27 protein-coding genes and 1 pseudogene are annotated in these 26,140 nt (G+C 68.5%); 17 read left to right on the forward strand and 11 right to left on the reverse strand.

Annotated elements, in window-relative coordinates; genetic code table 11:
- Nucleotides 1–4: 4 nt before the first annotated feature.
- From BJY22_RS07890 to BJY22_RS07900, 3 genes and pseudogenes are all read left to right on the forward strand, one after another.
- On the forward strand, nt 5–628 hold the full coding sequence (locus BJY22_RS07890) for an RNA methyltransferase (RefSeq protein ID WP_167204848.1): 624 nt from the start codon (nt 5–7) through the stop codon (nt 626–628).
- A pseudogene (locus BJY22_RS07895) lies at nt 618–1,802 on the forward strand (alpha-amylase family protein). The gene BJY22_RS07890 and the pseudogene BJY22_RS07895 overlap by 11 nt, the downstream one beginning before the upstream one ends.
- A 91-nt stretch (nt 1,803–1,893) precedes the next feature.
- On the forward strand, nt 1,894–2,082 hold the full coding sequence (locus BJY22_RS07900; RefSeq protein WP_167204850.1) for a hypothetical protein: 189 nt from the start codon (nt 1,894–1,896) through the stop codon (nt 2,080–2,082).
- 193 nt (nt 2,083–2,275) lie between these two features.
- Here BJY22_RS07900 and BJY22_RS07905 read toward each other — a convergent pair whose 3' ends face one another.
- Together BJY22_RS07905 and BJY22_RS07910 are read right to left on the reverse strand one after the other, a co-directional pair.
- Nucleotides 2,276–3,145, reverse strand: a complete 870-nt coding sequence (locus BJY22_RS07905) for a dioxygenase family protein (protein WP_202891028.1) — start codon at nt 3,143–3,145, stop codon at nt 2,276–2,278.
- Nucleotides 3,146–3,161: 16 nt separating this feature from the next.
- The gene (locus BJY22_RS07910) at nt 3,162–4,259 is read right to left on the reverse strand and encodes an iron-containing alcohol dehydrogenase (RefSeq protein ID WP_202891029.1); all 1,098 of its coding nucleotides are present in this window, start codon (nt 4,257–4,259) and stop codon (nt 3,162–3,164) included.
- Between the two features lie 274 nt (nt 4,260–4,533).
- Here BJY22_RS07910 and BJY22_RS43255 point away from each other — a divergent pair, with 274 nt between their 5' ends.
- Nucleotides 4,534–4,806: an IclR family transcriptional regulator gene (locus BJY22_RS43255; RefSeq protein ID WP_167218010.1), complete on the forward strand. Its 273-nt coding sequence runs from the start codon at nt 4,534–4,536 to the stop codon at nt 4,804–4,806.
- A gap of 20 nt (nt 4,807–4,826) precedes the next feature.
- Here the strand turns inward: BJY22_RS43255 and BJY22_RS07920 are convergent, their stop codons facing one another.
- Nucleotides 4,827–5,246, reverse strand: a complete 420-nt coding sequence (locus BJY22_RS07920; protein ID WP_167204854.1) for a VOC family protein — start codon at nt 5,244–5,246, stop codon at nt 4,827–4,829.
- 81 nt (nt 5,247–5,327) lie between these two features.
- Complete coding sequence (locus tag BJY22_RS07925) at nt 5,328–6,347, reverse strand: SIS domain-containing protein (RefSeq protein ID WP_167204856.1); 1,020 nt, start codon at nt 6,345–6,347, stop codon at nt 5,328–5,330.
- Nucleotides 6,348–6,486: 139 nt separating this feature from the next.
- Here BJY22_RS07925 and BJY22_RS07930 point away from each other — a divergent pair, with 139 nt between their 5' ends.
- The 3 genes from BJY22_RS07930 (at nt 6,487) to BJY22_RS07940 (ending at nt 9,559) form a co-directional block, all read left to right on the forward strand.
- Entirely contained in the window at nt 6,487–7,206 is a 720-nt protein-coding gene (locus BJY22_RS07930; protein ID WP_167204857.1) for a GntR family transcriptional regulator, read from the forward strand.
- A 207-nt stretch (nt 7,207–7,413) separates the two neighbouring features.
- The gene (fbaA, locus tag BJY22_RS07935) at nt 7,414–8,439 is read left to right on the forward strand and encodes a class II fructose-bisphosphate aldolase (RefSeq protein WP_167204859.1); all 1,026 of its coding nucleotides are present in this window, start codon (nt 7,414–7,416) and stop codon (nt 8,437–8,439) included.
- 148 nt (nt 8,440–8,587) lie between these two features.
- Nucleotides 8,588–9,559: an iron-siderophore ABC transporter substrate-binding protein gene (locus tag BJY22_RS07940; protein ID WP_202891030.1), complete on the forward strand. Its 972-nt coding sequence runs from the start codon at nt 8,588–8,590 to the stop codon at nt 9,557–9,559.
- Between the two features lie 9 nt (nt 9,560–9,568).
- Here the strand turns inward: BJY22_RS07940 and BJY22_RS07945 are convergent, their stop codons facing one another.
- Nucleotides 9,569–10,549: a type IV toxin-antitoxin system AbiEi family antitoxin domain-containing protein gene (locus tag BJY22_RS07945; protein WP_238350313.1), complete on the reverse strand. Its 981-nt coding sequence runs from the start codon at nt 10,547–10,549 to the stop codon at nt 9,569–9,571.
- Between the two features lie 147 nt (nt 10,550–10,696).
- Complete coding sequence (locus BJY22_RS07950) at nt 10,697–11,146, reverse strand: HNH endonuclease (protein WP_167204863.1); 450 nt, start codon at nt 11,144–11,146, stop codon at nt 10,697–10,699.
- Between the two features lie 143 nt (nt 11,147–11,289).
- Here BJY22_RS07950 and BJY22_RS07955 point away from each other — a divergent pair, with 143 nt between their 5' ends.
- The 3 genes from BJY22_RS07955 (at nt 11,290) to BJY22_RS07965 (ending at nt 13,848) form a co-directional block, all read left to right on the forward strand.
- The gene (locus BJY22_RS07955; protein WP_167204865.1) at nt 11,290–11,697 is read left to right on the forward strand and encodes a DUF3151 domain-containing protein; all 408 of its coding nucleotides are present in this window, start codon (nt 11,290–11,292) and stop codon (nt 11,695–11,697) included.
- Nucleotides 11,698–11,740: 43 nt separating this feature from the next.
- Nucleotides 11,741–12,478, forward strand: coding sequence for a 2-phosphosulfolactate phosphatase (locus BJY22_RS07960; protein WP_167204867.1), 738 nt, complete (start codon nt 11,741–11,743; stop codon nt 12,476–12,478).
- Between the two features lie 155 nt (nt 12,479–12,633).
- Nucleotides 12,634–13,848, forward strand: a complete 1,215-nt coding sequence (locus BJY22_RS07965) for an MFS transporter (RefSeq protein ID WP_167204869.1) — start codon at nt 12,634–12,636, stop codon at nt 13,846–13,848.
- Here BJY22_RS07965 and BJY22_RS07970 read toward each other — a convergent pair.
- Nucleotides 13,839–14,657, reverse strand: a complete 819-nt coding sequence (locus BJY22_RS07970) for a DUF6597 domain-containing transcriptional factor (protein ID WP_167204871.1) — start codon at nt 14,655–14,657, stop codon at nt 13,839–13,841. The two genes, BJY22_RS07965 and BJY22_RS07970, sit on opposite strands and share 10 nt — an antisense overlap.
- Nucleotides 14,658–14,714: 57 nt before the next feature.
- Between BJY22_RS07970 and BJY22_RS07975 the strand changes: the two genes are divergently transcribed.
- Both BJY22_RS07975 and BJY22_RS07980 read left to right on the forward strand, forming a co-directional pair.
- A complete protein-coding gene (locus BJY22_RS07975) occupies nt 14,715–15,206 on the forward strand; it encodes a VOC family protein (RefSeq protein ID WP_167204873.1) in 492 nt (163 codons plus the stop codon).
- Between the two features lie 276 nt (nt 15,207–15,482).
- Entirely contained in the window at nt 15,483–16,763 is a 1,281-nt protein-coding gene (locus BJY22_RS07980) for an adenylosuccinate synthase (protein WP_167204875.1), read from the forward strand.
- 21 nt (nt 16,764–16,784) lie between these two features.
- Here the strand turns inward: BJY22_RS07980 and BJY22_RS07985 are convergent, their stop codons facing one another.
- Together BJY22_RS07985 and BJY22_RS07990 are read right to left on the reverse strand one after the other, a co-directional pair.
- The gene (locus tag BJY22_RS07985) at nt 16,785–18,671 is read right to left on the reverse strand and encodes a serine/threonine-protein kinase (RefSeq protein ID WP_167204877.1); all 1,887 of its coding nucleotides are present in this window, start codon (nt 18,669–18,671) and stop codon (nt 16,785–16,787) included.
- Between the two features lie 90 nt (nt 18,672–18,761).
- Nucleotides 18,762–20,783: a sialate O-acetylesterase gene (locus BJY22_RS07990; RefSeq protein ID WP_167204879.1), complete on the reverse strand. Its 2,022-nt coding sequence runs from the start codon at nt 20,781–20,783 to the stop codon at nt 18,762–18,764.
- 176 nt (nt 20,784–20,959) lie between these two features.
- Here BJY22_RS07990 and BJY22_RS07995 point away from each other — a divergent pair, with 176 nt between their 5' ends.
- Entirely contained in the window at nt 20,960–21,556 is a 597-nt protein-coding gene (locus tag BJY22_RS07995; protein ID WP_167204881.1) for a DJ-1/PfpI family protein, read from the forward strand.
- Here the strand turns inward: BJY22_RS07995 and BJY22_RS08000 are convergent.
- The gene (locus BJY22_RS08000; RefSeq protein WP_167204883.1) at nt 21,545–22,246 is read right to left on the reverse strand and encodes an SDR family oxidoreductase; all 702 of its coding nucleotides are present in this window, start codon (nt 22,244–22,246) and stop codon (nt 21,545–21,547) included. The genes BJY22_RS07995 and BJY22_RS08000 overlap by 12 nt on opposite strands.
- A gap of 90 nt (nt 22,247–22,336) precedes the next feature.
- Here BJY22_RS08000 and BJY22_RS08005 point away from each other — a divergent pair, with 90 nt between their 5' ends.
- From BJY22_RS08005 to BJY22_RS08020, 4 genes are all read left to right on the forward strand, one after another.
- Nucleotides 22,337–22,921 (forward strand): TetR/AcrR family transcriptional regulator, encoded by a 585-nt coding sequence (locus BJY22_RS08005; protein WP_167204885.1) that lies wholly within the window; start codon nt 22,337–22,339, stop codon nt 22,919–22,921.
- 111 nt (nt 22,922–23,032) lie between these two features.
- Nucleotides 23,033–23,428: a TIGR03618 family F420-dependent PPOX class oxidoreductase gene (locus BJY22_RS08010; protein WP_167204887.1), complete on the forward strand. Its 396-nt coding sequence runs from the start codon at nt 23,033–23,035 to the stop codon at nt 23,426–23,428.
- 166 nt (nt 23,429–23,594) lie between these two features.
- The gene (locus BJY22_RS08015) at nt 23,595–24,791 is read left to right on the forward strand and encodes an alginate lyase family protein (RefSeq protein WP_167204889.1); all 1,197 of its coding nucleotides are present in this window, start codon (nt 23,595–23,597) and stop codon (nt 24,789–24,791) included.
- Between the two features lie 109 nt (nt 24,792–24,900).
- A complete protein-coding gene (locus BJY22_RS08020) occupies nt 24,901–25,224 on the forward strand; it encodes a hypothetical protein (RefSeq protein ID WP_167204891.1) in 324 nt (107 codons plus the stop codon).
- A 6-nt stretch (nt 25,225–25,230) separates the two neighbouring features.
- Here BJY22_RS08020 and BJY22_RS08025 read toward each other — a convergent pair whose 3' ends face one another.
- Entirely contained in the window at nt 25,231–26,037 is an 807-nt protein-coding gene (locus tag BJY22_RS08025) for a siderophore-interacting protein (RefSeq protein WP_167204893.1), read from the reverse strand.
- Between the last annotated feature and the right edge of the window lie 103 nt (nt 26,038–26,140).

A 26,140-nucleotide genomic window follows, 5' to 3' on the forward strand; every position in this document is an offset into this window, starting at 1 on the left:
AGACATGGTGGGCCCGAGCGAGGTCGGCGTCGGCCCGTGGGAGGGCGATTGGCCCGACGATCCGCGGCTGGATCCGGCGCTGCTCGCGGAGGGTGACCGGCGCAACGTCGTGGACAAATACCGGTACTGGAGACTCGAGGCGATCGTCGAGGACCTGGACCGGCAGCGGAACCCGTTCCACGTCGCGATCGAGAACTGGCAGCACGACCTGAACATCGGCTCGGTGGTGCGGACCGCGAACGCTTTCCTGGCGGCGGAGGTGCACATTGTCGGCCAGCGCAAGTGGAACCGCCGCGGCGCGATGGTCACCGACCGCTACCAACATGTCCGCCACCAGCCGACGCTGGACGACCTTGCTTCTTACGCCGCTGAGCACGACCTTCCGGTCATCGGTATCGACAACCTCCCGGGTTCCGTCCCGCTGGAGACCTACGACCTGCCTCGGGCCTGCGTACTGCTCTTCGGTCAGGAAGGGCCTGGCCTGACTGCCGAGGCCCACCAGGTCTGCACAGCAGTCCTGTCGATAGCCCAGTTCGGCTCCACCCGTTCCATCAACGCCAGCGCCGCGGCAGCCATCGCGATGCACGCCTGGATCCGCCGCCACACCTTCGGTCAACATGTGGGCTGATCACGCGATCTGGTGGCAGATCTACCCACTCGGCTTCACCGGCGCCGAGCAGGCTGCTGTACCTGGCGTCGTGCGCCGCCTGCCGCAGTTGGAGAACTGGCTCGACTACGCGATCGAGCTGGGCTGCTCAGGGCCGCTGCTCGGACCGGTCTTCGCGTCCGAGACGCATGGGTACGACACGATCGACCACTTCCGCATCGATCCGCGCCTCGGTGACGCTGCGGACTTCGACCACCTGATCGCCGCGGCGCACGCCCGCGGACTGCGGGTCGCCCTCGACGGCGTCTTCAATCACGTCGCGCGGTCGTTTGCTCACCCTTCTTGGTTTCGCCGGGACGCCGATGGGCTCGCCACCTTCGAGGGACACGAGCAGCTCGTCGCGCTCGACCACAGCAGGCCCGAAGTCGCGCAGTACGTCGGTGAGGTGCTGCGGTTCTGGAACGAGCGCGGTGTCGACGCATGGCGCCTGGACGCCGCGTACGCCGTACCGCCGGAGTTCTAGCGCGACGTGCTGCCGCGGGAGCGTGACGTCTGGTACTTCGGTGAAGTCATCCACGGCGATTACGCGGAGTACGTCGCGCGGAGCGGGCTGGATTCCGTGACGCAGTACGAGCTGTGGAAGGCGATCTGGAGTTCGCTCAACGACGGCAACTTCTTCGAGCTGGCGTATGCGCTCGGGCGGCACGACGCGCTGCTCGACACGTTCGTGCCGCAGACGTTCGTCGGCAATCACGACGTGACCCGGCTCGCGACGCGGCTCGGCGACGAGCGCCATCTCGGTCACGCGCTGGCGATCCTGTTCACGGTCGGCGGCGTACCGAGTGTGTACTCCGGGGACGAGCAGGCGTTCCGCGGGACGAAGGAGGAGCGGGCCGGCGGCGACGACGCGATCCGTCCGGCGTTCCCGGGATCTCCGGACGAGCTCGCGCCGCACGGTTGGCCGACGTACCGCCTGCACCAGGAGCTGATCGGCGTACGGCGACGGAATGCGTGGCTCACCCGCGCCCGGACTACCGTCGAGCATCTGACCAACGAGACCGTCGCGCTGCGGAGCACGCACGGTGACGACTGGGTGCTGCTCCTGCTGAACATCTCCGACCAGGATCAGCAGCTCCCGGTCTCCGACACCCCTGTCGTACGCGCCCACGGCTGGAAGTTGTTGACAAGTACGTAACCTCCGGCCGCGTGCTCCCGTTGTTCTTGACGACAGAAGTGAGGCCTTCTCGTCGCGCTGGGTTGGTGACGGGAGACATGGGGGTTTGTTGATGAACGCTCTGTGGGACGAACTGATACACGAGCTGGGCACCGTGCGCGCCTTGAGCGCCGCAGCTCTCGAGGCGCGGTCCGAGACCTCCCGGGTCGCGCTGATCACCCTCCTGGACGCCGAGACCGCGGAGATCTCGGCGATCCTCGACCGAATCCTCCGCGAGACCCAGGAGTCATCAGCGGCCTAGGTACTACGTGGATCGCCTGCCGGAGCGTCGGTTCCTCGGGCTGCTCGAACGAGCGGTAAGCGATGTGCGCGTCCGGCCGGACGAGGAGAGCCGGCCTTGGTGTAGTCGGCCAGGCGGCGAGGACGCGCGCCCCAGGTGCGGATCCGGCCGATCTCCTCGCCGGCGAGCCTCGTGCAGAACGCGGTCTGGCCCATCAGGTGGTGTGCTCGGCGGTGGCGAGGACCAGGTCGTAGTGGACGGTGTAGTAGAGCTGGTCCGGGGTTGTGCCGTCCGGTGCCTCGGTGCCTGCGTCGTGCTCGGTGAATTCGGCGATGAGTGATTGCTTGACGCCGAAGACCGCGTCGGTGTCGAGGTACTCGTCGCCTGCTGCGAAGACGTGGGTGATGAGGCGGCTGTAGCCGGGAGCGGTGACCATGAAGTGGATGTGGGCCGGACGCATCGAGCCGCGACCGCCGGCGCGGAGCAGGTCGCCGACCGGGCCGTCGTCGGGGATCGGGTAGGCGACCGGCTTCACCGCCCAGAACCGGTAGTTGCCGTCAGCATCTGTTGTGAGGTGCGCGCGGTTCTGTGGACGGTCGAGGTCCTTCTGTACGTCGTAGAAACCGTCCTCGTCCGCCTGCCAGGTCTCGACGAGCGCTCCGGCGATCGGCTCGCCCTTGGTGTTCAGGACCCTGCCGCTCACCAGGCACGGCTGTCCGGGGGCGCCGTTCGCGATGTCGTCGCCGAGCTGAACCTCGGGGGATCCTTCGACGAAGAACGGGCCGAACACGGTCGACTGGGTGGCCTCCGGCGGTTTCCGGTTGCCCAGCCCGACGGTGAGCATGGACAGCCCGAGTACGTCGGCCAGCAGCACGAACTCCTGTCTCGTGCCGGTGGAGATCTGGCCTGTCCTGGTCAGGAAGTCGATCGCTGTGAAGCACTCGTCCTCGGTGAGGTCCACCTCGCTCGCGAACGCGTGCAGGTGACGGACGAGGGCGCCCATCAGGTGCTTGTACCGGTCGCTCGCACTGCCGTCGAAGCTGGCCACCACGGCTGCGGTCAGGTCATCACCTTGCAGGTCCATCCGGTCTCCTCGTTCGTCAAGGTCGCGTACCGGCCCAGGCGCGGCTGAGGATCTCGCGCACCAGGCCCTCGGTCACCGGGATCGGGTTGTCCGTCGGCTGGAATGTCCTGGCGGCTTCTTCCGCCTGCGCCTCGGTCAGCCCTAGATCCCGCAAACTCGTCGGAACCCCCGCCGCCTGGAACAGGTCGAACAGTCCGGCGGCCAGGTCCGTTGTGCCCAGCGCCGCTTCCAGGCGAGCCTTTGCCTGTGGGACCGAGGAAGCGTTGACGCGAGCCACCTGCGGGAGCACCGCGGCGTGCGTCTCGGCGTGCGGTAGGTTGTAGGTTCCACCAAGCAAATGGCACAGCTTGTGATGCAACCCCGTACCCGCCGTCGCCAACGCCGACCCTGCGAGACAGGCGCCGTACATAAGCTTGCCCCGAGCATCTAAATCGTCCGGCGTGGCCAGCACCTCACGCATCCCACCCGCCAACGCCCGAAGCCCCTCCGCCGCTACCACCTCGGTGAACGGATCCGCCTTGGGCGTCCACACCGCCTCGACACAATGCGCAATCGCGTTGGCAACGCTCGCCGCAGTCACTTTCACCGGCAGCCCGCGACTCAACATCGGGTCGTAAACCACCACCCGAGGCAACACCCGCAAATCCACCCCTGTGCTCTTACGCCCTGCTGCCGTCTCCCCCCACACCGGAGTCATCTCCGACCCCGCATAGGTAGTAGGTACGGCCACGACCACCACCCCACCACCGCCAACCGAGCCCTCAGTCGTCGCACCGCCCGTTGCGGACGACTGTTGTGGGGATGAGGTGAGGGCGATGGCTTTGGCCAGGCCTATTGCGGAGCCACCGCCGATGGCGACGATCGCGTCGGCGTTGGATTCCCTTGCCTGTGTTCGGGACTGCTCCGCGGCTTCGGTCGGGACGTGTTGGGCGACTCCGTCGATGCGGCCGGCGAAACGGTCGCCGAGTTGTGTCTGGACGGCATCGGCTGCGGCGCGTGCGGAGTTCGTTGCGATGACCAGCACTCGCCGTACGCCGAGCGCCTCGACCTCCGCACCGACGCGCTCGAGGGCCCCGGCGCCGAACACCACCCGTCCCGGCAGGAACGTGTGCACGAAGCCACCCGGCGGCTGCACCGCATCAGGCTCGACTGGACGTGGCATCGGCCGCCCCGCGAGGATTTCGCTCAGCGAATAGTTCTTCTTTCAACGAAAAGCAGGCTAGCGGATGCCGGGTGACGCGTCTACGGGCACGTTTCTGCAGGGTTTGGAGCGCGGTCTCGCGGTGATCCGCGCGGTCTCCGGCGCGCCGCGCGGGACAAGCACGACACGAAGGTCGCGATCAGTGAGGCGCCCTCGCTGACGCTGAGCGAGGCGGCGCGCAGTCGGCATCACTCCCGCGACAGCGCGACGAATCCTCCTCACGCTGGAACAGCTCGGATATGTCCGCAGCGACAACCGCCGCTTCTCGCTCACCCCGCGCGTACTCGCCCTGGGCTGGGCCTACCTGTCATCCCTCGACCTCGGTGAACTCGCCGGCCCGTTCGCCGACGGCTGTGCCCCGGTCGACCAGGAACTCGAACTGGGCCTGCGCTCCATCGCCGCCCCCATCCACAACTCCCGCGGCCGCATCACCACCGCTCTGACACACCGCGGTATGTAACCCGTCAGCCTGCGTGGGAGTCAGGCGTTGAGCTGTTGGAGGATCTGGAGGTAGTGGGGGTTGTTCATGATGCCGATCAGGTTGCCGAACGGGTCGACGACGGAGGCTGTGCGGAACCCGGTGTTGTTGCCGCGTTCCGTGATCGGCTCGTGGAGCGTGGCGCCGTGGTCGAGGAGATGCTGGAGCTCGGCCTCGAGGTCGTCGACGTGCCAGTGCATGATCGCCCCGGCCGGCGCCGACGCGACCTGATGGGTGGCGTACTTCGCGTCGATGATGCCCAGCTCGCACTGGTAGTCACCGAAGCGGAACTCGACGTACGCCGGGTCCTCAGCGGTAGGCACGGCGTAGTACGCCTCGATCCCCAGCAACTTCTCGTACCACGCCCGCGCCGCCTTCAGATCGGTCGCGTAGAAGCTGACGGTGGCAAATCCTCGCAACATCGCAGTGGTCCTCTCTCAGGTCTTCCCCGGTTGACGACCACCACGATTCCACTCAAAGTGCTCACCCAATGAGCACTTTGTTCAGTCCGTCTGGGTGACCTTGCGGAGGCCGCGCGGGGCGTCGGGGTCGAGGCCGAGCTTGCGGGCCAGGAGCTCGATGGCGCGCTGAGCGGGGATGACGAGGGCGAGCGGCGCGAGGGTCTCCGGGAGGTCGGGACCGGCGAGGTTCACGTCGCAGCGGGAGGCGAAGGCGGGGTCGCCGCCGATGCCGAGGATCTTGCTGCCCTTCTCGCGGACGATCCCGGCCAGCTCGGTCATGCCGGGCAGGGCGGGGCCTTCGCCGGCGCTGACCAGGATCGTCACCAAGTCGGCGTCGACGACCGCGATCGGGCCGTGCTTCAGGTCGGCGTACGAAAGTCCGCGGACCGGCTGAAGGCAGGTCTCCTCGAGCTTCAGCGCGACCTCGAGCGTCGTACCGAACGTCAGCCCGCGGCCGCTCGCGAGCACGTCGTGGGCCCCCGCCAGCAGATCCGCCGCGGCCTCGACCGATCCGGACAGCATCTTGGTCGCCGCGTCCGGGACCCGCGCGATGTCCGCGTCGAGCGTCCCCGGCCGCGGCGCGAGTGCGTCGACGGCAACCGTGATCGCGGCCAGCTGCGTCGTGTACGTCTTCGTGGCCGGTACGGCGAGCTCCTGGCCGGCCTGCGTGATCAGCGCGACGTCCGCCGTGGACGCCAGCGGGCTGTTGCCGTCGTTCGTGATGCCGACGATCGCGGCGCCGTTGCGCTTGGCCCACTCGGCCGTGTCGACGATCTCCTGGGTCGCTCCCGACTGGCTGACCGCGACGACCAGCGAGTTCGAGAGGTCGAGGTTCGCGCCGTACAGCGTGGCCACCGAGGGTGCGGCCAGGGACGCCTGCCGGCCGGCGTGGATCTCGGTCAGGTACCGCCCGTAAACGCCGGCGTTGTCGGATGATCCGCGGGCCACGAAGATCACGTTCCGCCGGCCGGCGGCCAGGCGGGTGATGTCGTGCCGCAGCGGCAGGACATGCTCGAAGGTCGCGGCGAGCGCGGCCGGCTGCTCGGCGATCTCGGCCGCCATCCGGGTTTCCTGGGCGGGGACAGACACCACTACGATCACTGGTCCTATCTGGTCTTAACAGGTATGCTGCGCACGATAGCAGTGAGCGGCGCCCCGGGGCACCCCCGAGGCCCGCCCAGGTCTGGAGGATCGAGATTCCATGGTGGCGACCAAGCGGGCCCAGGTCCGATCGGTGCTGGAACGGCTGATCGACGTCGAGCTGCATCCCGGGGACCCGATCCCTTCCGAACGCGCCCTGGTGGACAAGCTGAACGTGTCCCGGGTGACCGTCCGGCAAGCAATCAGCGACCTGGTCGAGTCCGGCGCCCTGGAACGGGTGCACGGCAAGGGGACCTTCGTCACCGGTCCCCAGGTCGACTCGCAGCTGCACCTGACCTCGTTCTCCCGGGAGATGCGGGCCCGTGGCCTCGAGCCCGGGACCGTCGTGCTGTCGGCGAGCGAGATCGAGGCGTCCGAGGAGACCGCCAAGGGACTGCGGGTCGCCAAGGGCACCAAGGTCATCCGCGTCGAGCGGCTCCGTACGGCCGACGCGTCGCCGATGGCCTACGAGGTCGGCTACTACCCGTCCGCGCTCTTCCCTGGCCTGCTCGGCCGCGAGCTCGGCACTCTGTACGACGTCTTCGCCAGCGAGTACGACGTCGTCGTCACCTCCGGTGAGCAGACCGTCCGGGCGGACAACGCCGACGGTCATGTCGCCCGGGTGCTCGGCGTGGCCCGGCGGGCACCCCTGCTGGTCCTCGAGCGCACCACGTTCGCCGGCCGCAAGGTCGTCGAGCTGTCCTGGTCGGCGTACCGTGCCGACCGCTACCGGCTGCACATGGCCCTGACCCCCCGCGGCCCGCGAACCGGGTCCGCCTGACCGATCCTGACGCGTCCGTCGCCTGTCGCAGGTGTCCGGACGCGGCGAACTGGATCGGTCCTGTTCCTCAACTGGTCTGTATCCCTGCCGATCGCTCCCCGGCCACCGGGCCGGTTCGGCAGGTGGGCCGCCGGATCCGACGAAGTGCCCGGCGGCAATACTGGAGCCGAACCCACAAGAACTGTGTTGTGAGGAGTACCGCGAGACATGCCTATTGCAACCCCTGAGGTCTACGCCGAGATGCTGGACAAGGCCAAGCAGAACCGCTTCGCCTACCCGGCCATCAATGTCAGCTCCTCGCAGACGCTGAACGCCGCGATCCGCGGATTCGCCGAGGCGGGCTCGGACGGCATCATCCAGGTCTCCACCGGTGGTGCGGAGTACCTGTCCGGCCCGACGGTGAAGCACATGGTGACCGGCTCGGTCGCCCTGGCCGCGTACGCGCACGAGGTCGCCAAGAACTACCCGGTGAACATCGCGCTGCACACCGACCACTGCCCGAAGGACAAGCTGGACGGCTTCGTCCGGCCGCTCCTGGAGATCTCCGCCGAACGCGTCGCCCGCGGTGAGAACCCGCTGTTCCAGTCGCACATGTGGGACGGCTCCGCGGTGCCGCTGACCGAGAACCTGGAGATCGCGAAGGAGCTGCTGGCGAAGGCCGCCGCGGCGAAGATCGTCCTGGAGATCGAGGTCGGCGTCGTCGGCGGCGAGGAGGACGGTGTCGCCAACGAGATCAACGAGAAGCTCTACACCACCGTCGAGGACGGCCTGGCCACGGTCGAGGCGCTCGGCACCGGCGAGAACGGCCGCTACCTGACCGCGCTGACCTTCGGCAACGTGCACGGCGTCTACAAGCCGGGTGCCGTCAAGCTGCGCCCGGAGATCCTGGCCGAGATCCAGGAGCAGGTCGGTGCGAAGGTCGGCAAGGAGCGCCCGTTCGACCTGGTGTTCCACGGTGGTTCCGGCTCGACGCTGGAGGAGATCCGGGCCGCGGTCGACAACGGCGTCATCAAGATGAACGTCGACACCGACACGCAGTACGCCTTCACCCGGCCGGCGGCGGCGCACATGTTCACCAACTACGACGGCGTGCTGAAGGTGGACGGCGAGGTCGGCAACAAGAAGGCCTACGACCCGCGCGCCTGGGGCAAGGCGGCCGAAGAGGGTATGGCGAAGCGCGTCGGCGAGGCCTGCGAGAGCCTTCGCTCGACCGGTACGTCGCTGAACGCCTGACATCCCGCGCCTACCGGGCGCGAAGGCGGCGAGCGGGCCCGTCCTGGGGCTGTCCCCAGGGCGGGCCTGCTTGTGTCCGGACGGCGCATGCTGCCCATCAAGCGACCACTTGATGCGAAGACTATTAGGCCAGCCTATCCTTAGTTCCATGCGTAAACTTGCTGCTCTGGTGATCTCCGGCCTGATGGTGGTGGCGGTTGCCGCCTGTGGGTCGGGCTCCGACGACGACCAAGGCACCTCGGCGTCGTCCGCGACGGTGGCGACGAAGTTCGGTGAGGTGACGGTGCCGGCCGAGCCGAAGCGGGTAGTCGCGCTCGGCTGGGGTGACGCGGAGACCGCGCTGGCGCTCGGGGACCAGCCGATCGGCGCGAGCGACTGGCTCGCCTTCGGGGGTGAGGGAGTCGGCCCCTGGGCCGCTGGGAAGTACCAGCAGGCGCCAAAGTTGATCAACACGCTGGAACCGCAGTACGAGCAGATCGCCGCGCTGAAGCCGGACCTGATCCTCGACGTGAAGTCGAGCGGCAAGCAGGACCGGTACGACACGTTGAAGGCGATCGCGCCGACCGTCGGCGTCCCGGCCGGTGGCGACGCGTACAAGACCAACTGGAAGCAGCAGACCGAGATGATCGCCGCGGCCCTCGGCCGGGTGGAGCAGGGCCGCCAGCTGATCGCGGACACCGAGGGCAAGTTCGCCGCGGCGAAGTCGAAGCATCCCGATTTCGACGGGAAGACGATCACGCTCGGCGCCAGGACCAGCGAGGGATACGGGGCGTACGTCTCCGGCACCGGAAGGGTCGCCTTCGTCGAGCGGCTCGGCTTCCGCAACAACCCGGCGGTCGAGGCGAAGGCGACCAGCGACTTCTCGGTCCCCGTCTCGCGGGAGAACCTCGGGATGCTCGACGCCGACCTCACGGTGATGACGCCGATCGGAGTCCCGGCCAGCCAGATCACCGGCGATCCGCTGTTCCGCGCGGTGCCGTCGGTCAAGGCGGGACGTTCGGTGGTCTTCGACGACAAGACCATCAGTTCTGCATTCGCCACGGACACGGTCCTTTCGGTCGGATACGCGTTGGAGAAGGTCGTTCCGTTGTTCGCCACGGCGTTGAAGAGCAACGGGTAGTAGGTCTCGTCACCGGACCCGGGCAAGATCGAAGTGCCGGATACCTGTACGGCGGGCTGCTCGGGCGAACGTGGTACGGATGCGGTCGGCCACGGTCTGCGGATTGTCGAGGTCGGTCCAGGAGATCCAGCAGCGCTCGACGGGCTGCGGACCTTCGGTGATCGATGGCGCGGGGGAGGTCTCGGGGTCCGGCTCGACCGTGCTGGGCCCGGATTCCTCGCACCAGAAGGGGAAACGCGGCTCGAAGTCGACGACGGTCCGCTCGTCGGGGAACCACAACGCCGCCGCGTCGGGGTCGTCGAGGTCGGACTGATCGGACTCCGGCGGTGGCGACTCGCTCGGCGCCGGGAGGCCTTCGGCGGCAAGGATGAACCGCAGGCGGGACTCGGCGATGGAGGCGGCACCGGTGAGCTGGTCCAGCACCTTCAGCGCTCGCTTCTTGCCGTAGTCGAGCTGCCCGGCCGCGCGGTTCAGCGCGCGCCGGTCGACCATTCCGGCGTACATCGCGGCGTCGGCGAGCACGATCGCGGCCGCGGGCGGTGCGTTCGAGGCGACTTCGACGACCGCGCGGGCAGGCGAGACCATGCGCAACGTGTTCCACAGTTGGAGACCGGGGCCTACCGGATCGCGGATGTGGCGGTGGACGCCGCGCACCCGGCCGGACCGTCCGTCGGGCGCGGTCACGTGGACGCGGGTCAGATCGAGACCCCAGACAGGCAAGGCGTGCAGGGCCGCGGCGGACTGGTGGCTGGCGAAGACGGACGGTCCGCTCGCACGCAGGACGCGGTACACCCTGCGCAGGTGCAGGACCTCCTTCGTGACGAGCATGAGGGAGCGATGGGCGGCATACGTCCCGCGCCGGATCCGCCGCCAGCGGCCGGAGTCCAGCAGGGCGTCGATATCGGCGTCGGGATAACCACAGGCACGCGCGTCGGCCCGGGTGAACACGCCACCCCGGATCGACGCCATCACGGCGAGTTGAGGATTCATGCCCAAGAACTTGCCGCGATTCGCCCCCGCCCGGACCGACGACTTTCAACCTGTGGAGAACTGGTCGACGACGGTGCGGGTCGGGAGGGTGCGACCGGAGGGCAGCTAGTGGGGCCGGCGCCCGGAATCAGGCATAAAAAATGCTCGTCATCTGTCTATGACGAGCTCGGCGCGGGTTGGTATCCAGGGTTGCCAGAGGAGGGGCATGCCGGCCTCGGACGGGGTGCGGTTGCCTTTCCGCTCGTTGCAGGAGGCGTGGGCGGCCACGGCGTTCAGCCACTCGGTGCGGCCGCCCCTGGACCGGGGTTGGACGTGGTCCATGGTGTCGGCGTTGTCCAGGCCGCAGTACGCGCACCGGAACTTGTCGCGCCGCAGGACACCGTGCTTGCTGTACTTCATCCGGCCGGCCGCGTAGCGCCAGTGCGTCACGACGTACCGGACCAGGCGTAGGACGCGAGGGACCGGGAAAGGGCCGATAGTTCGCTCTCCGTGCGCCTCTTCCACCACTGCGACCTCACGAACCAGCATCCGGATGGCGTGCTGGATCGAGACGGTGTGCAGCGGCTCGTACGACGCGTTCAGGACTATGACGCTCATCCGGTGCCTCCTTCCGGCCGTAGCTGGGAACCACGGCGGTTGACGCAGTGTCTCAAGCATCCGTGGCCGCTGCGTGAACGGTCAACGGATTTCGTCAGACGGTCACGTGCCGGTACGGCTGCGTGATCGGCGAAGATGTGCTTATGGAATTGAACAATCTGCTCTCAGGTCCACCCGAGACACTACTACCGGTCGACCCGGCCGCGGCGGAACTCGCCGACGGGGCCGCTCCAGCGGACGTCGCGGCCAAGTACCCGACGTCGTCGCTCGCCTGGGCGGTGCTGGCCGAGGCCGCCCTCGCCGACGGCCGCACGATCGAGGGCTACGCGTACGCGCGGACCGGTTACCACCGGGCCCTGGACCTGCTCCGGCGGAACGGCTGGAAGGGCCACGGCCCGGTGCCGTGGGAGCACGAGCCGAACCGCGGCTTCCTGCGTGCGCTCGCGTCGCTGGGCAAGGCGGCGGCGCTGATCGACGAGAAGGACGAGGCCGAGCGGTGTGCCACGTTCCTGCGCGACTCGTCGCCGACGGCGGCCGACGCGCTGAGCTGAAATCGCTTGTGGGGTTGGTCGTCCCGGCGGAAGGATCTGCCGGGTGACCAGCCCTTACGCGCAGGACGGATTCCGCGTCGGGTTCGACTGGGGTCCGGTCGGTGCCGCGGTCGTTGCCGGGGACATCGTGGCTGTGGTCGACGTTCTCTCGTTCACGACGACGGTCACGGTGGCGGCCGATCTCGGCATCGACGTCTACCCGTATCGCTGGCGCGACGAGACCGCGGTCGCGTACGCGGAGCAGTACGGCGCGACGCTCGCGGTCGGACGCTCCGCGGCAGGTCCGGGACAGGTGAGCCTCTCGCCGGCGACGATCCGGAGCGTGACCGGAATCACCAGACTGGTGCTGCCGTCGCCGAACGGATCGACGATCTCGAAGCAGCTGAGTGACAGCGGGACGACGGTGATCGCCGTGTCGTTGCGTAATCGTCAGGCGGCTGCCGACTGGGTCAAGGAGCAGGGAGCCGGTCGCAGAGTGGTCGCCATCGCGTCCGGAGAGCGGTGGAAGGACGGGTCACTCAGACCGGCGGTCGAGGACCTCTGGGGTGCGGGCGGGTTCCTGAGCGCACTGCGGACCGACAACCTCTCCCCGGAGGCGCGAGCGGCGGTAGCGGCGTACGACACTGTCGCGGGCGACCTGCCCCGGCAGTTGCACGAGTGCGCCGGCGGTCGCGAGCTCACGCAGTACGGCTATCCGGAGGACGTGGCGATCGCGGCCGAGGTGGACCAGAGCCGCAGCGTGCCCGTTCTCCGGGACGGTACGATGTTCGTGTCAACCTGAACCACTCGAGGTTTTCTGCCCGTTGACAGTGCCGGCAGGCGGCGAGCGTCCCCGTTGTCTGCCGAACATGGACGGTTCTAGGCGGATCGACAGACCGGCGAAGCTGGACGCCCACGGTCGGGTCCCCGCCCCATCGGGCAGCGGAAGGTCACACCGTGCCGGCTCTCACCGGACGGATCGACGCGCCCAATAAGAGGCACAGCACCACCTACGCAGAGGTACTGCGTACTCCCGGCGCGTGGAAGTTCTACCTGGCAGCGGCCCCGGCCCGGATCGGGATCGCGATGACCGGCCTCGGCATCGTCTGGCTGGTCCACGGATCGACCGGTTCGTATGCGGCCGCCGGTAGCGTCACCGGCGGTTTCGCGGTCGCCGAGGCTGTCGCCGGACCGCAGGTCGCCCGGCTCATCGACCGTTTCGGTCAGACCCGGATGCTGCCGGTCACCCTGCTCGCCCACGCGGCCGCCGTCGCAGTTCTCATTGGTCTGACGGTGACAGGCGCGCCGTTGGCGGCCCTGATCGTCACTGGTGTCCTGGCAGGCGGTTCACTCCCCCAGATCGGTGCGCAAACGGCAGCACGCTGGTCCCACGCACTGCGCGACAGCCCACTGTTGTCGTCGGCCTTCGCGCTGGAGGCGCTGAGCGTCGGCATCGCGTTCATGGTGGGCCCTGGACTGGTCGGCATCGTGAGCTCGTCCAGTACTCCAGCAGCAGGCTCGATCCTCGCAACGGGTCTCCTGCTCGCAGGTGGTTTCCTGCTGTCGGTGCAACGCGACACCGCCCCACCGCCACGCGCACCTGGTCTACACATGAGCTCGAAACGCCTGCTGCACAGGCGATTCGTCGGCCTGGTCGGTACAAACATCGGTGTCGGCCTGTTCTTCGGCAGCATGCAGGTGTCCGTCACTGCCTTCGCAGTCGCCAGAGGTACGCCGGGCCTGGCCGGACCGCTCTACAGCATCACCAGCCTGGTGAGCCTGTTCGCAGGTCTCGTGTACGGCGCAAGGCGCTGGCGGACCGCTCCGGAGACGCAGTTCGTCCTCGCCTTCATCTGGCTGACCATCAGCTGCCTGCCCTTGATCGCGGTACACACTCCACTGACCGCGGCTGTCGCCCTGGCGCTGCCGGGTCTGGCGATTGCACCGTTCCAGACACTGTCAGCTGTGTTGACCGAGTCAGCTGTCGACTCGGCCGTGCTGACGCAGGCCTTCACCTGGCTGAACTCCGGCGGCGCCGCAGGAATCGCGTTGGGCTCCGCGTTCGCAGGCTGGGTCGTCGACGGCCACAGTGCGCAGTACGGCTTCGGAGTCGCCCTGGCAGCAGCACTGACGGCAACGGCGATGGCCGTAGCGGTGAAGGCTCAGCGGTAGGTGATCTGGCGTTCTGCGGCGGCGCGGGCGGCGTACTCGGCCGGGGTCAGGCCGATCTGCTGTTTGAACTCGTTGGAGAAGTGGGCCTGGTCGAAGTAGCCGAGGGAGGCGGACAGTTCCGCCAGCTCGGCCACTTCGCCCTGGGCGAGCAGTTCGGCGCCGTCGTGCAGCCGGTAGCGGCGCAGCACCCACTTCGGGCCCACGCCGACGTACCGGCGGAAGAGCCGCTGCAACGTGCGGATCGGTACGTCGAAGCGCTCGGTGATCTCGTCCACGCGGGCCATCGACCGGTCGGCCGCCATCGTCGAGACGATCTCGCGGACCAGTTCGTACGACGGATCGGGCGGTGCCAGGTGGTCGTGCAGGAACGCCTCGAACACCGCACGCCGCCGTACGTCGGACTCCGCCTCGAACATCAGGTCCGTGAGCCGATCTCCGTCCGGGAACACCGTGGTCAGCGGCAGCACCTCGTCGCGGAACGAGCCCACGTCCAGCCCGGTGATCGCCCCGAACCCGCCCGCCCAGAACTTCACCCCGAACGCCCGGCCGCGGCCGCGCAGTTCGCGCTCGAACTTCTTCGTGCAGACGCCGTTCACGAACGCGCCGCCCGGCTGCTCGAACGTCACGTTCACCGCCGGGAACGGCAGCACCTCGGCCGTGTACGGCTCGTCGAGATCCCACTCGACGATCCAGTACCACTCCACGAACCGCCCGGCCTCCGCCCCCGGGGCAAGCCGGTGCAGCGAGCGGTGCCGGGCCTGCTCCCGCGGGTGCAGGATGCCCTTCTCGCTGTCGGCTGGCTGGCTCACGCTGGCTGTCGCTTTCTTCCAAGACCGGCAACGCCTCCGACACGTTGACTGGAGGTCATGACGACGAACACGGACAGAGAAACAGTAGTGCGGCCCATCCCCGACGGTTATCACTCGCTGACCCCGTTCATCGCCGTGTCCGACGGGACGAAGGCGATCGAGTTCTACCAGTCGGTGTTCGGGGCCGAGGTGATCAGCCGGCAGGACCTGCCGGACGGAGGGGTCGCCCACGCGGAGCTGAAGTTCGGCAACTCGATGCTCCAACTGAGTGACGAGATGCCGCAGATCGGGCTCCGTGCGCCGACTGGCGAGTGGGTGCACTCCTCGCTGGTGCACTACGTGCCGGACGTCGACGCGACGTACGCGAAGGCGATCGAGGCCGGTGCACGGTCCGTGGAAGAGGTGCAGACCTTCCTGACCGGTGACCGGTACGGCACGGTGATCGATCCGTTCGGGCACCGCTGGGCGATCATGACCAGGGTCGAGGACGTCTCCCGCGAGGAAGCCGATCGGCGCATCAACGAGTGGCTGGCGGCCGGCGGGAACTAGCCAAAGAGGAAGCGGCCCGCCGGAACCGTCCCCTGCGGCAGTTTCGGCGGGCCGCTGACTAAGAGTGTGCACGCGATCACGCAAAATGGCAACCCGTCACCTGAGGAAACAGTGATCGGACAGCCCGGAAACGTGTGAGCCCGATTCCGGTAGGCTTTGGTCGCAAGAGCCTGGATGCGTCGCCGGATGAATGTCCGGTGAACGTCTCCGGGCTTCACCGTTTCCAGCGCAGGCCGCCACGGGGTGTGAGGCCGCGCGTGAAAGAGGAGGGCTGAGATGCCCGCAATCGTGCTCGTCGGCGCCCAGTGGGGCGATGAGGGCAAGGGTAAAGCGACCGATCTGCTCGGCAACACGGGCGAGGTCATCGACTACGTGGTGAAGTTCAACGGCGGCAACAACGCCGGCCACACGGTCGTGATCGGGTCCGAGAAGTACGCGCTCCACCTGCTCCCGAGCGGCATCCTCACACCGGGCGTCACCCCGGTGATCGGCAACGGGGTCGTGGTCGACCTCAGCGTGCTGTTCGAGGAGCTCGACGCGCTGCAGGCGCGCGGAGTGGACACGTCACGGCTCGTGGTCAGTGCGAGCGCGCACGTCATCCCGCCGTACAACCGGACCCTCGACAAGGTCACCGAGCGGTTCCTCGGCAGTCGCCGGATCGGTACGACGGGCCGTGGTATCGGTCCGACGTACGCCGACAAGATGAACCGGATCGGCATCCGGATCCAGGACCTGTACGACGAGAAGATCCTCGAGCAGAAGGTCACCGGCGCGCTGGAGCAGAAGAACCAGTTGCTGGTGAAGGTGTACAACCGGCGCGCGGTCGAGATCCGCGAGGTCCTCGACGAGCTGCTCGGGTACGCCGACCGCCTGAAGCTGATGGTCGCGGACACCAGCCTGCTGCTGAACAAGGCGCTCGACGACGGCAAGACCGTGCTGATGGAGGCCGGCCAGGCCACGCTGCTCGACGTCGACCACGGGACGTACCCGTTCGTCACCTCGTCGAACGCGATCTCCGCGGGCGCCTGCACCGGCACCGGCATCCCGCCGACCCGGATCGACCGCGTGATGGCCGTCGTGAAGGCGTACACCACCCGCGTCGGCGAGGGTCCGTTCCCGACCGAGCTCCTGGACGCCGACGGCGAGTGGCTGCGGCAGCAGGGCTTCGAGTTCGGTACGACGACCGGCCGCCCGCGGCGCTGCGGCTGGTACGACTCGGTCATCGCCCGGTACGCGGCACGCGTGAACGGCGTCTCCGACTTCGTCCTCACCAAGCTCGACACCCTGACCGGCCGCGAGCGGATCCCGGTGTGTGTCGCGTACGACGTGAACGGCGTACGGCACGACGAGATGCCGATGACCCAGACCGACTTCCACCACGCGGTCCCGGTCTACGAGGAGTTCGACGGCTGGACCGACGACATCTCCGGCTGCCGTACCTTCGAGGATCTGCCGAAGGAGGCGCAGAGCTACGTCCGCGCCGTCGAGTCCCTCAGCGGCGCCCGGATCTCCGCCATCGGCGTAGGCCCGGAACGCAGCCAGATCGTCCAGCTCTGAGGACGCCCGGCGTCCCCGTCGTCAGTTGCCGATGACGGGGAGGTCGCGGATGAACGGGGCGTTGCGAAGATCGCCGAGTGTGGGTCGCTCGATGTTCGGCGTCTGGATCGGGGTACGGGCCCAGCCCGCGCCGGCGCCCTGAGTGGCCTGGTAGAAGGCGATGCCGCCGATCGCCAGCAGGACGACGGCGATCAGTGCGGCGAACCAGCGCGGGCGGAACGTGTTGCGTGCCGTGATGTGCGCACCGCGGCGCAGCGAGCTGCCGCCGGGACCCCACCAGCAGCAGAAGAGTGCGGTCAGGGCCGCCGTACCGAAGCCGAGGGCGGACAACGGCGGCCAGTCGAGTCCGTACGCCGAGGCAGCGACACCGGTGACGATGCCGCCGACCACCACCGCCGTGAGCAGCGGCAGGATCAGGCACGGGATCGTGATCAGGACGGCCGTGGCGAGCTGCAGCGGGCTGGCGGCCAAGGTGACAACGCCGTCCGACTTCCCGGCCCGGCCGCGGACCTGGCGACGCCGCATGAGCGCCGTACTCGACCGGTCGACCGTTCGTGCGAGCACCAGGAGTACGACGGCGACGACCGCGCCGATGCCCGGCGTCAGCGCGACCAGTCCGGTCAGCGCGACCATGAAGCCGACGACGACCGCGGTACGACGTCCTGTCGGCGGAGCCTTGACGGGATGAGCGGGCTGCGCGGGTGCCGGCTGCGACGGCTGCTGGTACGGCACCGGTGCGTTGTTCTGATACGGGCCCTGGTACGGCGGCGCGTACGGCACCGGCTCGTACGGACCCGCGGCGTACGGACTTGGCGCGTAGGGGACCGGTCCGTAAGCAGGCGCCTCCGCGACCGGTTTCTTCGCGGCAGCGTCCCGGATCTTGTCCCGAATCGGAGTGAACGCCGACAGCGGCGGAATCACCTGCGGCACCAGTTCGGCCACTTGCGTCGGCGTCGGACCGGTCGGCTCCTCGACCGCAGGTTCGTCCGTGGGCTCGTCCAACGGCAGTTGCTTGGTGACGAGCCTGGTCGGCGGTACGGCGGCCACGGTCGGAGCCTCACGCGGCGGCAGGGCGTCGCGCCCCTCGGCGTACCGGCTGAGACCGGTCATGATCTCTTCCTGCGTCGGCCGGTCGGCCTTGTCAGGTGCGAGGGCGGCGGCGAGCAGAGACTTCAGCCGCGGGTCCAGCCCGTCCAGGTCGGCCTGACCGGAGTGCACGCGGGCCAGCACCGCCTCGAACGGTCCCTTGCCGAAGGGGCGGCGTCCGGTCGCGGCGAACGCCACAGTGGCCGCCCAGCCCCACCAGTCCGCGGACTGCGACACCATCTCGCCCTCGATGAGCTCCGGCGCCAGGTAGCCCGGCGTACCGATCACCAGGCCGGTCTGGGTGAGTCGCAGGTCGTCGGCGGCCTGTGCGATGCCGAAGTCGATCATCACCGGCTTGCCGTTGCACATCATCACGTTGCCGGGCTTGAGGTCGCGGTGGATCACACCAACCGCGTGGATCGCCTGCAGCGATTCGGCCAGGCAGCCGGCCAGCGGGAGCCATTTGCGGGGAGTCAGCGGACCACGCTCGTCCACCTGCTCGTCCAGTGGACGCCCCGGCACGAAGCGGGTCACGAGGTAGGGCTGCTCGCTCTCCAGGTCGTGGTCGAGGATGCCGGCCACACCAGGGTGGTTCACCTTCTGCAGCGTGGTCGCTTCGCGCTGCAACCGCGCCCGCGCGATCGGGTCGTGCGCCACGTGCGGCCGCAGTACCTTGAGCGCCACCTCCTGATGCTCAGGTCCCTCGGCCAGGTACACGACGCCCATGCCGCCCTGTCCGAGCCGCCGGATCAGCCGGTACGGCCCGACCCGCTCCTCCACCTCCTCTTCGTGAGTGGAAGGCGGTCCCCCTGTGACTGACATGCCATCTACGGTACGTCGCCAGCAGACCAATCGTTCCCGCTGATCTCGCAGGTGGGGCGGCCGGCTCGCCGACCGCCCCACCTGCCTCGGTCAGCTGATCGGCAGCCTGAAGGTCAGCAGGCCCGCGCCGGTCGCGTTCGTGATCCACGGTCCCGCACGCAGGTGTGCCTGGTAGGTGAGAGTGGTCGCTCCGGTCGGCGGACCGGACAGCTGCAGCACCAGCTTGCCCGGCTGGTAGGCGACGGACGTCACCGTGACCGCAGCACCGTCCACACGGAAGTCGGCAGCCACGCCTTCGTCCACTGTCAGCGGATCGTCGGACCGCAGCTCGACAGTCAGCTGTGAACCGCTGGCGGTGACACTGCGCGGGTTCGGCGGAGCGACGCCGGCGGACGGTCCGCCGTACAGGTCGCGGGCCACCACGGCGTACGTGTGGTCTCCCATCTCGCGGTACCCACCGGCGTACGCGTAGTGGCAGCCGTCGTGGCCGGACAGCCCGGTGGTGGAGAGCACCGTGACGCCGAGCGTGTCACCCATCTGACGCTGTGCCTCACGCAGGTTCGTACTGGTCGAGTTGCCGCACGGCGACGTACGGACTTGGTAGACGTAGTACTTCGGCGTCGTACCGAAGTCTGCGCGCCAGTCCTGCAGGAGGGACGTGAAGCCGCTGACGTGTACGGCCGCGTTGTCGCTGTCGGACTCGCCCTGGTACCAGAGAACCCCTCGGATGTGGTCGAGGACACCGGCGGCCACCAGGCGCTGCCGGAGCCGGCCGTAGTTCGTGGTGATGTCGTCCGGGTTCGTGTCGTTGCGCTGGAAGAAGCTGATCGGCCGGCCGCCGTGCGCGCCGTTGATCAACGCGATCGGGACCTGGTACTTGTCGACGAGCTGCCGGCCCATCCGGATCGCCCACTGCCCGACCGAGCCCGACTGCCGGGACACGTCGCCGGTCGCGTAGCTCCAGACCCGGTCCGCGCCGGAGATCGACGGATCGGACACCGGACTCCCGAAACTCCGCAGGTACGGCGATTCCTCGCCGCTCGCGGCCCCGTTGTACATGGACGCCTCGGCGTTGGACTGCCCCTGGACGACGTACACGTCACCGGCCACGATGCCCTCGCGGCGCGCGACGACCCGCCCGAGCGCCTTCAGCTCGAACGTGTACTCGCGCAGTCCGGCCTTGATCCGCGGCGCGAAGCGGAACTCTCTCGACGCCGAGGTGTACACCTCCGTCTCGCCGTTGCTTGTCACCGTCAACTGCACGCTGTTGACCCGCGGATCGGTCATGCGGCCGGCGATCGGCACTGTCGCACGACCGGTGGCATCGCGCGGTACCAACTGCCGGTCCTGAGGCGACTCCGTCAGCGTGACGAGCGACTTGCGGACGTACGCCGTCAGTCGACGCTGGGTGTACTGCGCTGCGTTGCCGGCGAAGGTCCAGTCCGGGTCGGCCGTGGGGCGCGCGCCGATACCCAGCGACAGCAGGCTGGTCGCCGACTGCGTGAAGGTGTTGATCGCGAACACCGGCTTCGCAGGCACACTCGACGGCCTCGTCGCGCCGACCTGCGAGACCTGGAACGAGCCGTAGCCGAGTGGCGTGGTCGGGCTGTCGTCGGCGTCGAACGTCGCCGCAGACGCGTTCGCCACCTGGGCGCTCGCCGTCCTGGCGTACTGGTTCGGCCACATCTCCAGATAGCCGGTCTGACCAGCGCCCTGGGTCACGCCGGGCACGTTGGAGCTCACGTCGAGATCGCCGACGCGTTGACGCACGATCTCGCCCGGCCGGGTCGGCAGACCGATCCTCCGGGCGTCGGTGCTGAACGGTTCCATCGCGGTCCACACCCACTGCGGACCGTCCGGGCCGTTCAGCTCAAGGCAGTAGCCGACGCGGTCGAAGCCGGTGCCGATCTCCGCGGTCCGGTCGAGGCTGTACGGCGGCGTGGTGTTCAGGTAGTTGGCCCGTTCGGGCAGATCGAGTTGCAGGACAGGGGTGAAGCCGGCGGCGGCTGCGTCACAGCCGGTGGCCGCGGCGGCCTGGACAGGTACGACGGTCGCGGTGAGACCGGCGCACAGAGCGGCGAGAGTGGTGACAACGGCGGCGGGACGTCTCAAGGTGGACCTCCGGTGGCGGCGGGGTGTCTCCACTAGATGTAGCGGCCCGGCCACTCCGGGTGCGAGCAGCAAGCGCTCAGCGGCACCAACCCTGCGCCGAGAGGTTGGCCAGAATCTTGCGAACCCCGTCCCGGTGGTCACTGGCCCGCGTCCGCACGGACCAGTTGGGTGGGGGTATGCGAATCGAGATGCTGGTCTTCGACGGTGTGGACGAGATGGACGTCATGGGGCCGTTCGAGGTGTGGAGTCATGCGGCGCGGCGGCCGGGATTCGAGCTGGCGCTGGTGGGGCTGGACGGTCCGGCCGAGGTGACCGGGCTGCACGGCCTGCAGTTCAAGGCACCTGAGGGCCTGGGCCGTCCGGACGCGCTCTTCGTCCCGGGCGGCGGGTGGATGAACCGCGCCGAGCACGGCGCGTGGGCCGAGGCACGTCGTGGCGTGATGACGGCCCGGATCGCCGACCTGGCGCCGGCGTTGCAGTGGATCGGGTCGGTCTGCACCGGCTCGATGCTGCTCGCCGAAGCCGGGCTGGTGAAGGGCCGGCCGGCCACGACGAACCGTGGCGCATGGGCCGAACTGGAGGCGCTCGGCGCCGAGTTGAAGACCAATCGGGTCGTCGACGACGGCACGCTGATCACCGCAGGCGGCATCACGTCCGGGATCGATCTCGCCCTGTACGTCGTGGAGCGCGAACTCGGCGCCGACGTGGCCGACGGGATCGCGGGTGCGATGGAGTACACCCGCGACCGCGACGTCTACGTCTCAGCCGGCTAGCTCGGGGTAGACAGCCGTCAGGTCCAGGGCGGTAGCGGCCTTGGCGCCGCGGGCGGTGTCGTCCGCGAGCACCTCGTACGCCCCGGACTCGATGCCGTCGAGGGCCTGCTTGGCGATGTCCTCGGGGCGCGACTTCGGTGCGGTCACCGCGGTCACCATGTCCGTGTCGACGTACCCCATGTGCAGGCCGGTGACGCCGATGCCGCGGTTGAGGAGTTCGAGGCGGATCGCGTTGGTCTGCGACCAGAACGCTGCCTTCGTCGCGGCGTACGCGCCGTGCCGGGCGACCCAGGTCAGGGCCGAGTGCGCGTTGAGGATGTGGCCGCCGCCGTTGCGCTCGATGATCGGGACGAAGGCCCGGGTGAGCTGCAGCGGGCCGAAGAAGTTCGCGTCGAAGACCGCGCGGACGTCCTCGACCGGGGCGTCGAGATAGGTGTCCGGGGAGCTCGCGCCGGCGTTGTTGATCAGCACCGTGACGTCCGGAGCCGCCTCCGCGAGCGCGTCGATCGACGCCTGGTCCGTGACCTCGAGCGGCAGCGGTACGACGCGTGGGTCGCTGCTCGGCCGCGGATTGCGGGCGGTCGCGTAGACCTTGGCCGCGCCGCGCGCGAGCAGGTCGTCCACGATCGCCCGGCCGATGCCGCGCTGGCCGCCGGTGACCAGGACGACAGCGCCTTCGAGTGTGGTCATCTGGGAACTCCTTGACTAGAAACCGATCTGTTTCCACGACAGTAAACCGATCGGTTTCCGATTTCAAATCGAGCCGGTACGCTTCAAGGCATGAGTACTTCGGCGACACCCCGTGAGCGACTGCTGGACGCCGCGGGCGAACTCTTCTACCGCGACGGCGTCAACATCGGAGTGGACGCGCTCTGCAAAGCGGCCGGGGTGTCGAAGAAGTCGATGTACCAGCTGTTCCGGTCGAAGGACGAGCTGATCGCGGAGAGCCTGGCGAGCCGCGGCCCGGCGTACCAGGCGCTGCTCTACCCGGGCGGCGAGGACGACCGGTCGCCGCGGGAGCGGATCGTCGCGGTGTTCGAGCGGCAGGACGATCTGGTGGCGTCGGGCAACTATCTCGGTTGCCCGTACGTGAGCACCGCGGTCGAGCTGAAGAACCCCGAGCACCCGGGGTCCGTGGTCGCCCGGCACTTCAAGCAGCAGCTCACCGACTTCTTCCACCGCGAGCTGGCGAAGGCCGGCGCGGAGGATCCGGCCACGCTGGCGATCCAGCTCACGATGATCTTCGACGGCGCCAATGCGCGTGCGGTCGTCCGCGCCCAGCCGCTCGGCGGGATCGGCGCCGCCACCGCGGGCGCGCTCCTCGACGCGGCCGGCATCCACGCGGGTGAGCTCGCGGTGCACTGACCTCCGGCGGGCGGTGACGCGCGCGGCGGCGCACTGACGCGCGCGGCCGGGCTCCGGGCGCGGGCGGGCTCCGGGCGCGCTGACGGTGGCCTGGTGCTATCGTCCGCCGTCGTGGAGATTCCGGCTGAGTTTCATGACCTGCTGTCGTCGACGGCGGTCGCGATGGTGGGGACGATCGGCCGGCGCGGCGAGCCGCAGGTCACGCCGCTGTGGTTCCTGTGGGACGGCGAGCGGGTGCGGTTCAGCCTGGTGGACGGGCGGCAGAAGCTCCGCAACCTGCAGCGCAATCCGGCGATCTCGGTGGTGATCGTGGACCCGGCGCGACCGACGTACTACGTCGAGCTGCGCGGCAGGATCGACGACCTGGTGCCGGATCCGGAGCTGGAACTGGAGCAGGCCGTCGCCCGGAAGTACGTCGGCGAGTGGACCGACGTGGAGCCGCCCGGCACGACGCGGTACGCGACGAGCGTCGTTGTCGAGCGGATCACGAGCCAGCTCGGCTTCTAGGGGCGCGTGGGACGAAAAGGCCTTCTGTTCCATGCGAAATGGGACAGTCGGGCGACTTGTTCCGGTGAAGTTCCGGAACCGGCGGCCTCTTGACCGCGGTCACCGAGCGTCGTGACACTGCCGTGGAAACCGCTGTCCTACCGCCCCGAAAGACAGGACACCGCCCATGCGAAAGAAGTCCTTGATCCTGGCTGCCGCCTGCGCGGCATTGGTCGCCGGGACCCTCAGCAGTCCAGCAGTCGCCTCGTCGCCGGCACCGGCCGCGGTCGACGCTCCGGCAACGTTCACACACCCCGGCGTCGGGTCGAGCCGGGCCCAGCTCGACTTCGTCCGGGCCAAGGTGCAGGCCGGCGAGCAGCCGTGGACGAACGCGTTCAACCAGGCCAAGAACAGCGCCTACGCATCCCTCTCCCGTACGCCGAAACCACGCGCCGTCGTTGAGTGCGGTTCGTACTCCAACCCGAACTACGGCTGCACCGACGAACGTGAAGACGCCATCGCGGCGTACACCGACGCGCTGCTCTGGTACATCACCCGCGACGACCGCTACGCGCAGAAGGCGATCCAACTGATGGACGCGTGGTCGGCGACCATCCGGGACCACACCAACAGCAACGCCCCGCTGCAGACCGCCTGGTCCGCGTCGTCGTGGCCGAAGGCCGCGGAGATCATCAAGCACGTGTACGGCAACTGGCCGAACGCCGGCCGCTTCGCCACGATGCTCCGCAACGTCTACGTACCGGAGATCATCAACGGCTCGAACTCCAACGGGAACTGGGAGTTGAGCATGATCGAGGCCCTGCAGGGCATCGGCGTGTTCCTCGAGGACAAGGCGATCTACGACAAGGCGATCGCGCTCTACCGTTTGCGTGTGCCGGCGTACGTGTACCTGGAGTCGGATGGTGCGCTGCCGAAGACCGTGCCGAGCCAAAACCTCAACACCCGCGAGAAGATCGTCAGCTACTGGCAGGGGCAGGGGACTTTCGTGACGGGTCTGACTCAGGAGACCTGCCGCGACCTCACCCACACCGGCTATGGCATCTCGTCGATCTCCCATGTGCTGGAGACGGCGCGGATCCAGGGGATCGACATGTACCCCGAGTTCGGCGAGCGGCTCCGTCAGGCGCTGGGCTTCCAGTCGAAGTGGGAGCGCAACCTGGAGCCGGTGCCGTCCTGGCTGTGCAAGGGCACGCTGCACCGCGGCCTGGGTCCGATCACCGAGGTGGGCTTCAACGCACTGCATACCCGCCTCGGGTACGCGATGACGAACACACAGGCACTGACCGAGTCGCGGCGTCCGGCGGGCTCGAACAACCTGTTCGTCGCGTGGGAGACGCTGACCCACGCCGAGAACCCGTCCTAGCGAGCTTCCGGGAGGGCCGGACCTCTGCCCTCCGGCTCTCCCGGATTCCTAGGCCGTGTTGTCAAAGGAAGCTGGTTTGCCGGGTGAACCCCAGACGTAAACTGTCGGCGTGTCCGACCGACCTGAGATTGTCTGCATCTGCGGCTCTACCCGGTTCGTGGACGAGATGCGTGCGGCGAACCGAGAGCTGACCTTCGCAGGTGCCATCGTCGTCGCGCCAGGCGTGTTCGGGCGCGCCGAGGATCACGAAGCAGGCGAGTTGATCACCGACGAGCAGAAGGCCGCGCTGGACGCCCTCCACCTGCGCAAGATCGACCTGGCTGACCGGGTTCTGGTCGTCAACCCCGGCGGGTATATCGGCGAGTCCACGAGCAGGGAGATCGCTTATGCCCACGCCACCGGCAAGCCGGTCTCGTTCAGCCATACGGCCTAGGCCCGATCAGGTTTGGGCTTCGCCGCGCTTCCAGTACCCCTGGAACGAGATGGCGCTCTTCGGCATCCCGACCGCGTTCACCAGGTGCCGACGTACCTCTTTGATCATCGACGACTCGCCGGCGACCCAGGCGTAGTCCGGGTCGAACGGCAGTGCAGCTGACTTGAGAGCGTCCAGCAACGTCCCCTCCGTGACCCACGTGACGTCAGCGGTCCCAGCCAGCGGGCGGATGTCAGCAACATCCGGTACGGCGACGAACACCGCGGCCTGTACTGCGGCCGGCAGCTCCTCCAGGATCCCCGCCAGCGCGGGCAGCGCCGTCTCGTCCGCGACGAGCACCCGGCGCACGCTGGTCGCGGGCGGGACGTAGTCGACGCCGGAGTGCAGCAGGCCCTTCGTGCTGGAGGTGTCGACCGCGAACGGGATCAGCAGCCCCACCTCGTCGCCCAGCTGTGCCTCGCTCACCCAGGCTGACGCAGGGCCGTTCACCCCGTGCAGGACGAACTCGATGTCCAGCTCGGCCACCTCCGGCCGGAGCGCGCGCACGGTGTAGGTCCGCATGATGAAGCGCTCCTCGACCGGCTGGGCGCACCACTCGGCGTACCACTCGGGTCCGGAGGGCAGCTTGATCGCGCTGCCGTCCGGAGGGGTGAGCAGGACCTTGATGCGCTGGTCCGGCCCCGCGGTGACCGCGTCCGCGATCCGCGGTGCGACGAACGTCACGCGACGCAGGTGCGGGCTCAGGTCCTCGACGGCCGCCACGGTGGCCAGGAGCGAGTCGAACACGATCGGTCGCTCGAGCACAGTCGTCATGCGAGGTTTCTCCATAAACTCTGCAGGGGAGCCTCGGATGCGGACCCGAGGGCGGCCGGGTTATTCTGAGGCATCTAGAGGTTAGCCTTACCTAAGAGGATCC

Origin of the sequence: Kribbella shirazensis, from assembly GCF_011761605.1 — a bacterium.
In the GTDB taxonomy this organism is placed as follows: domain Bacteria; phylum Actinomycetota; class Actinomycetes; order Propionibacteriales; family Kribbellaceae; genus Kribbella; species Kribbella shirazensis.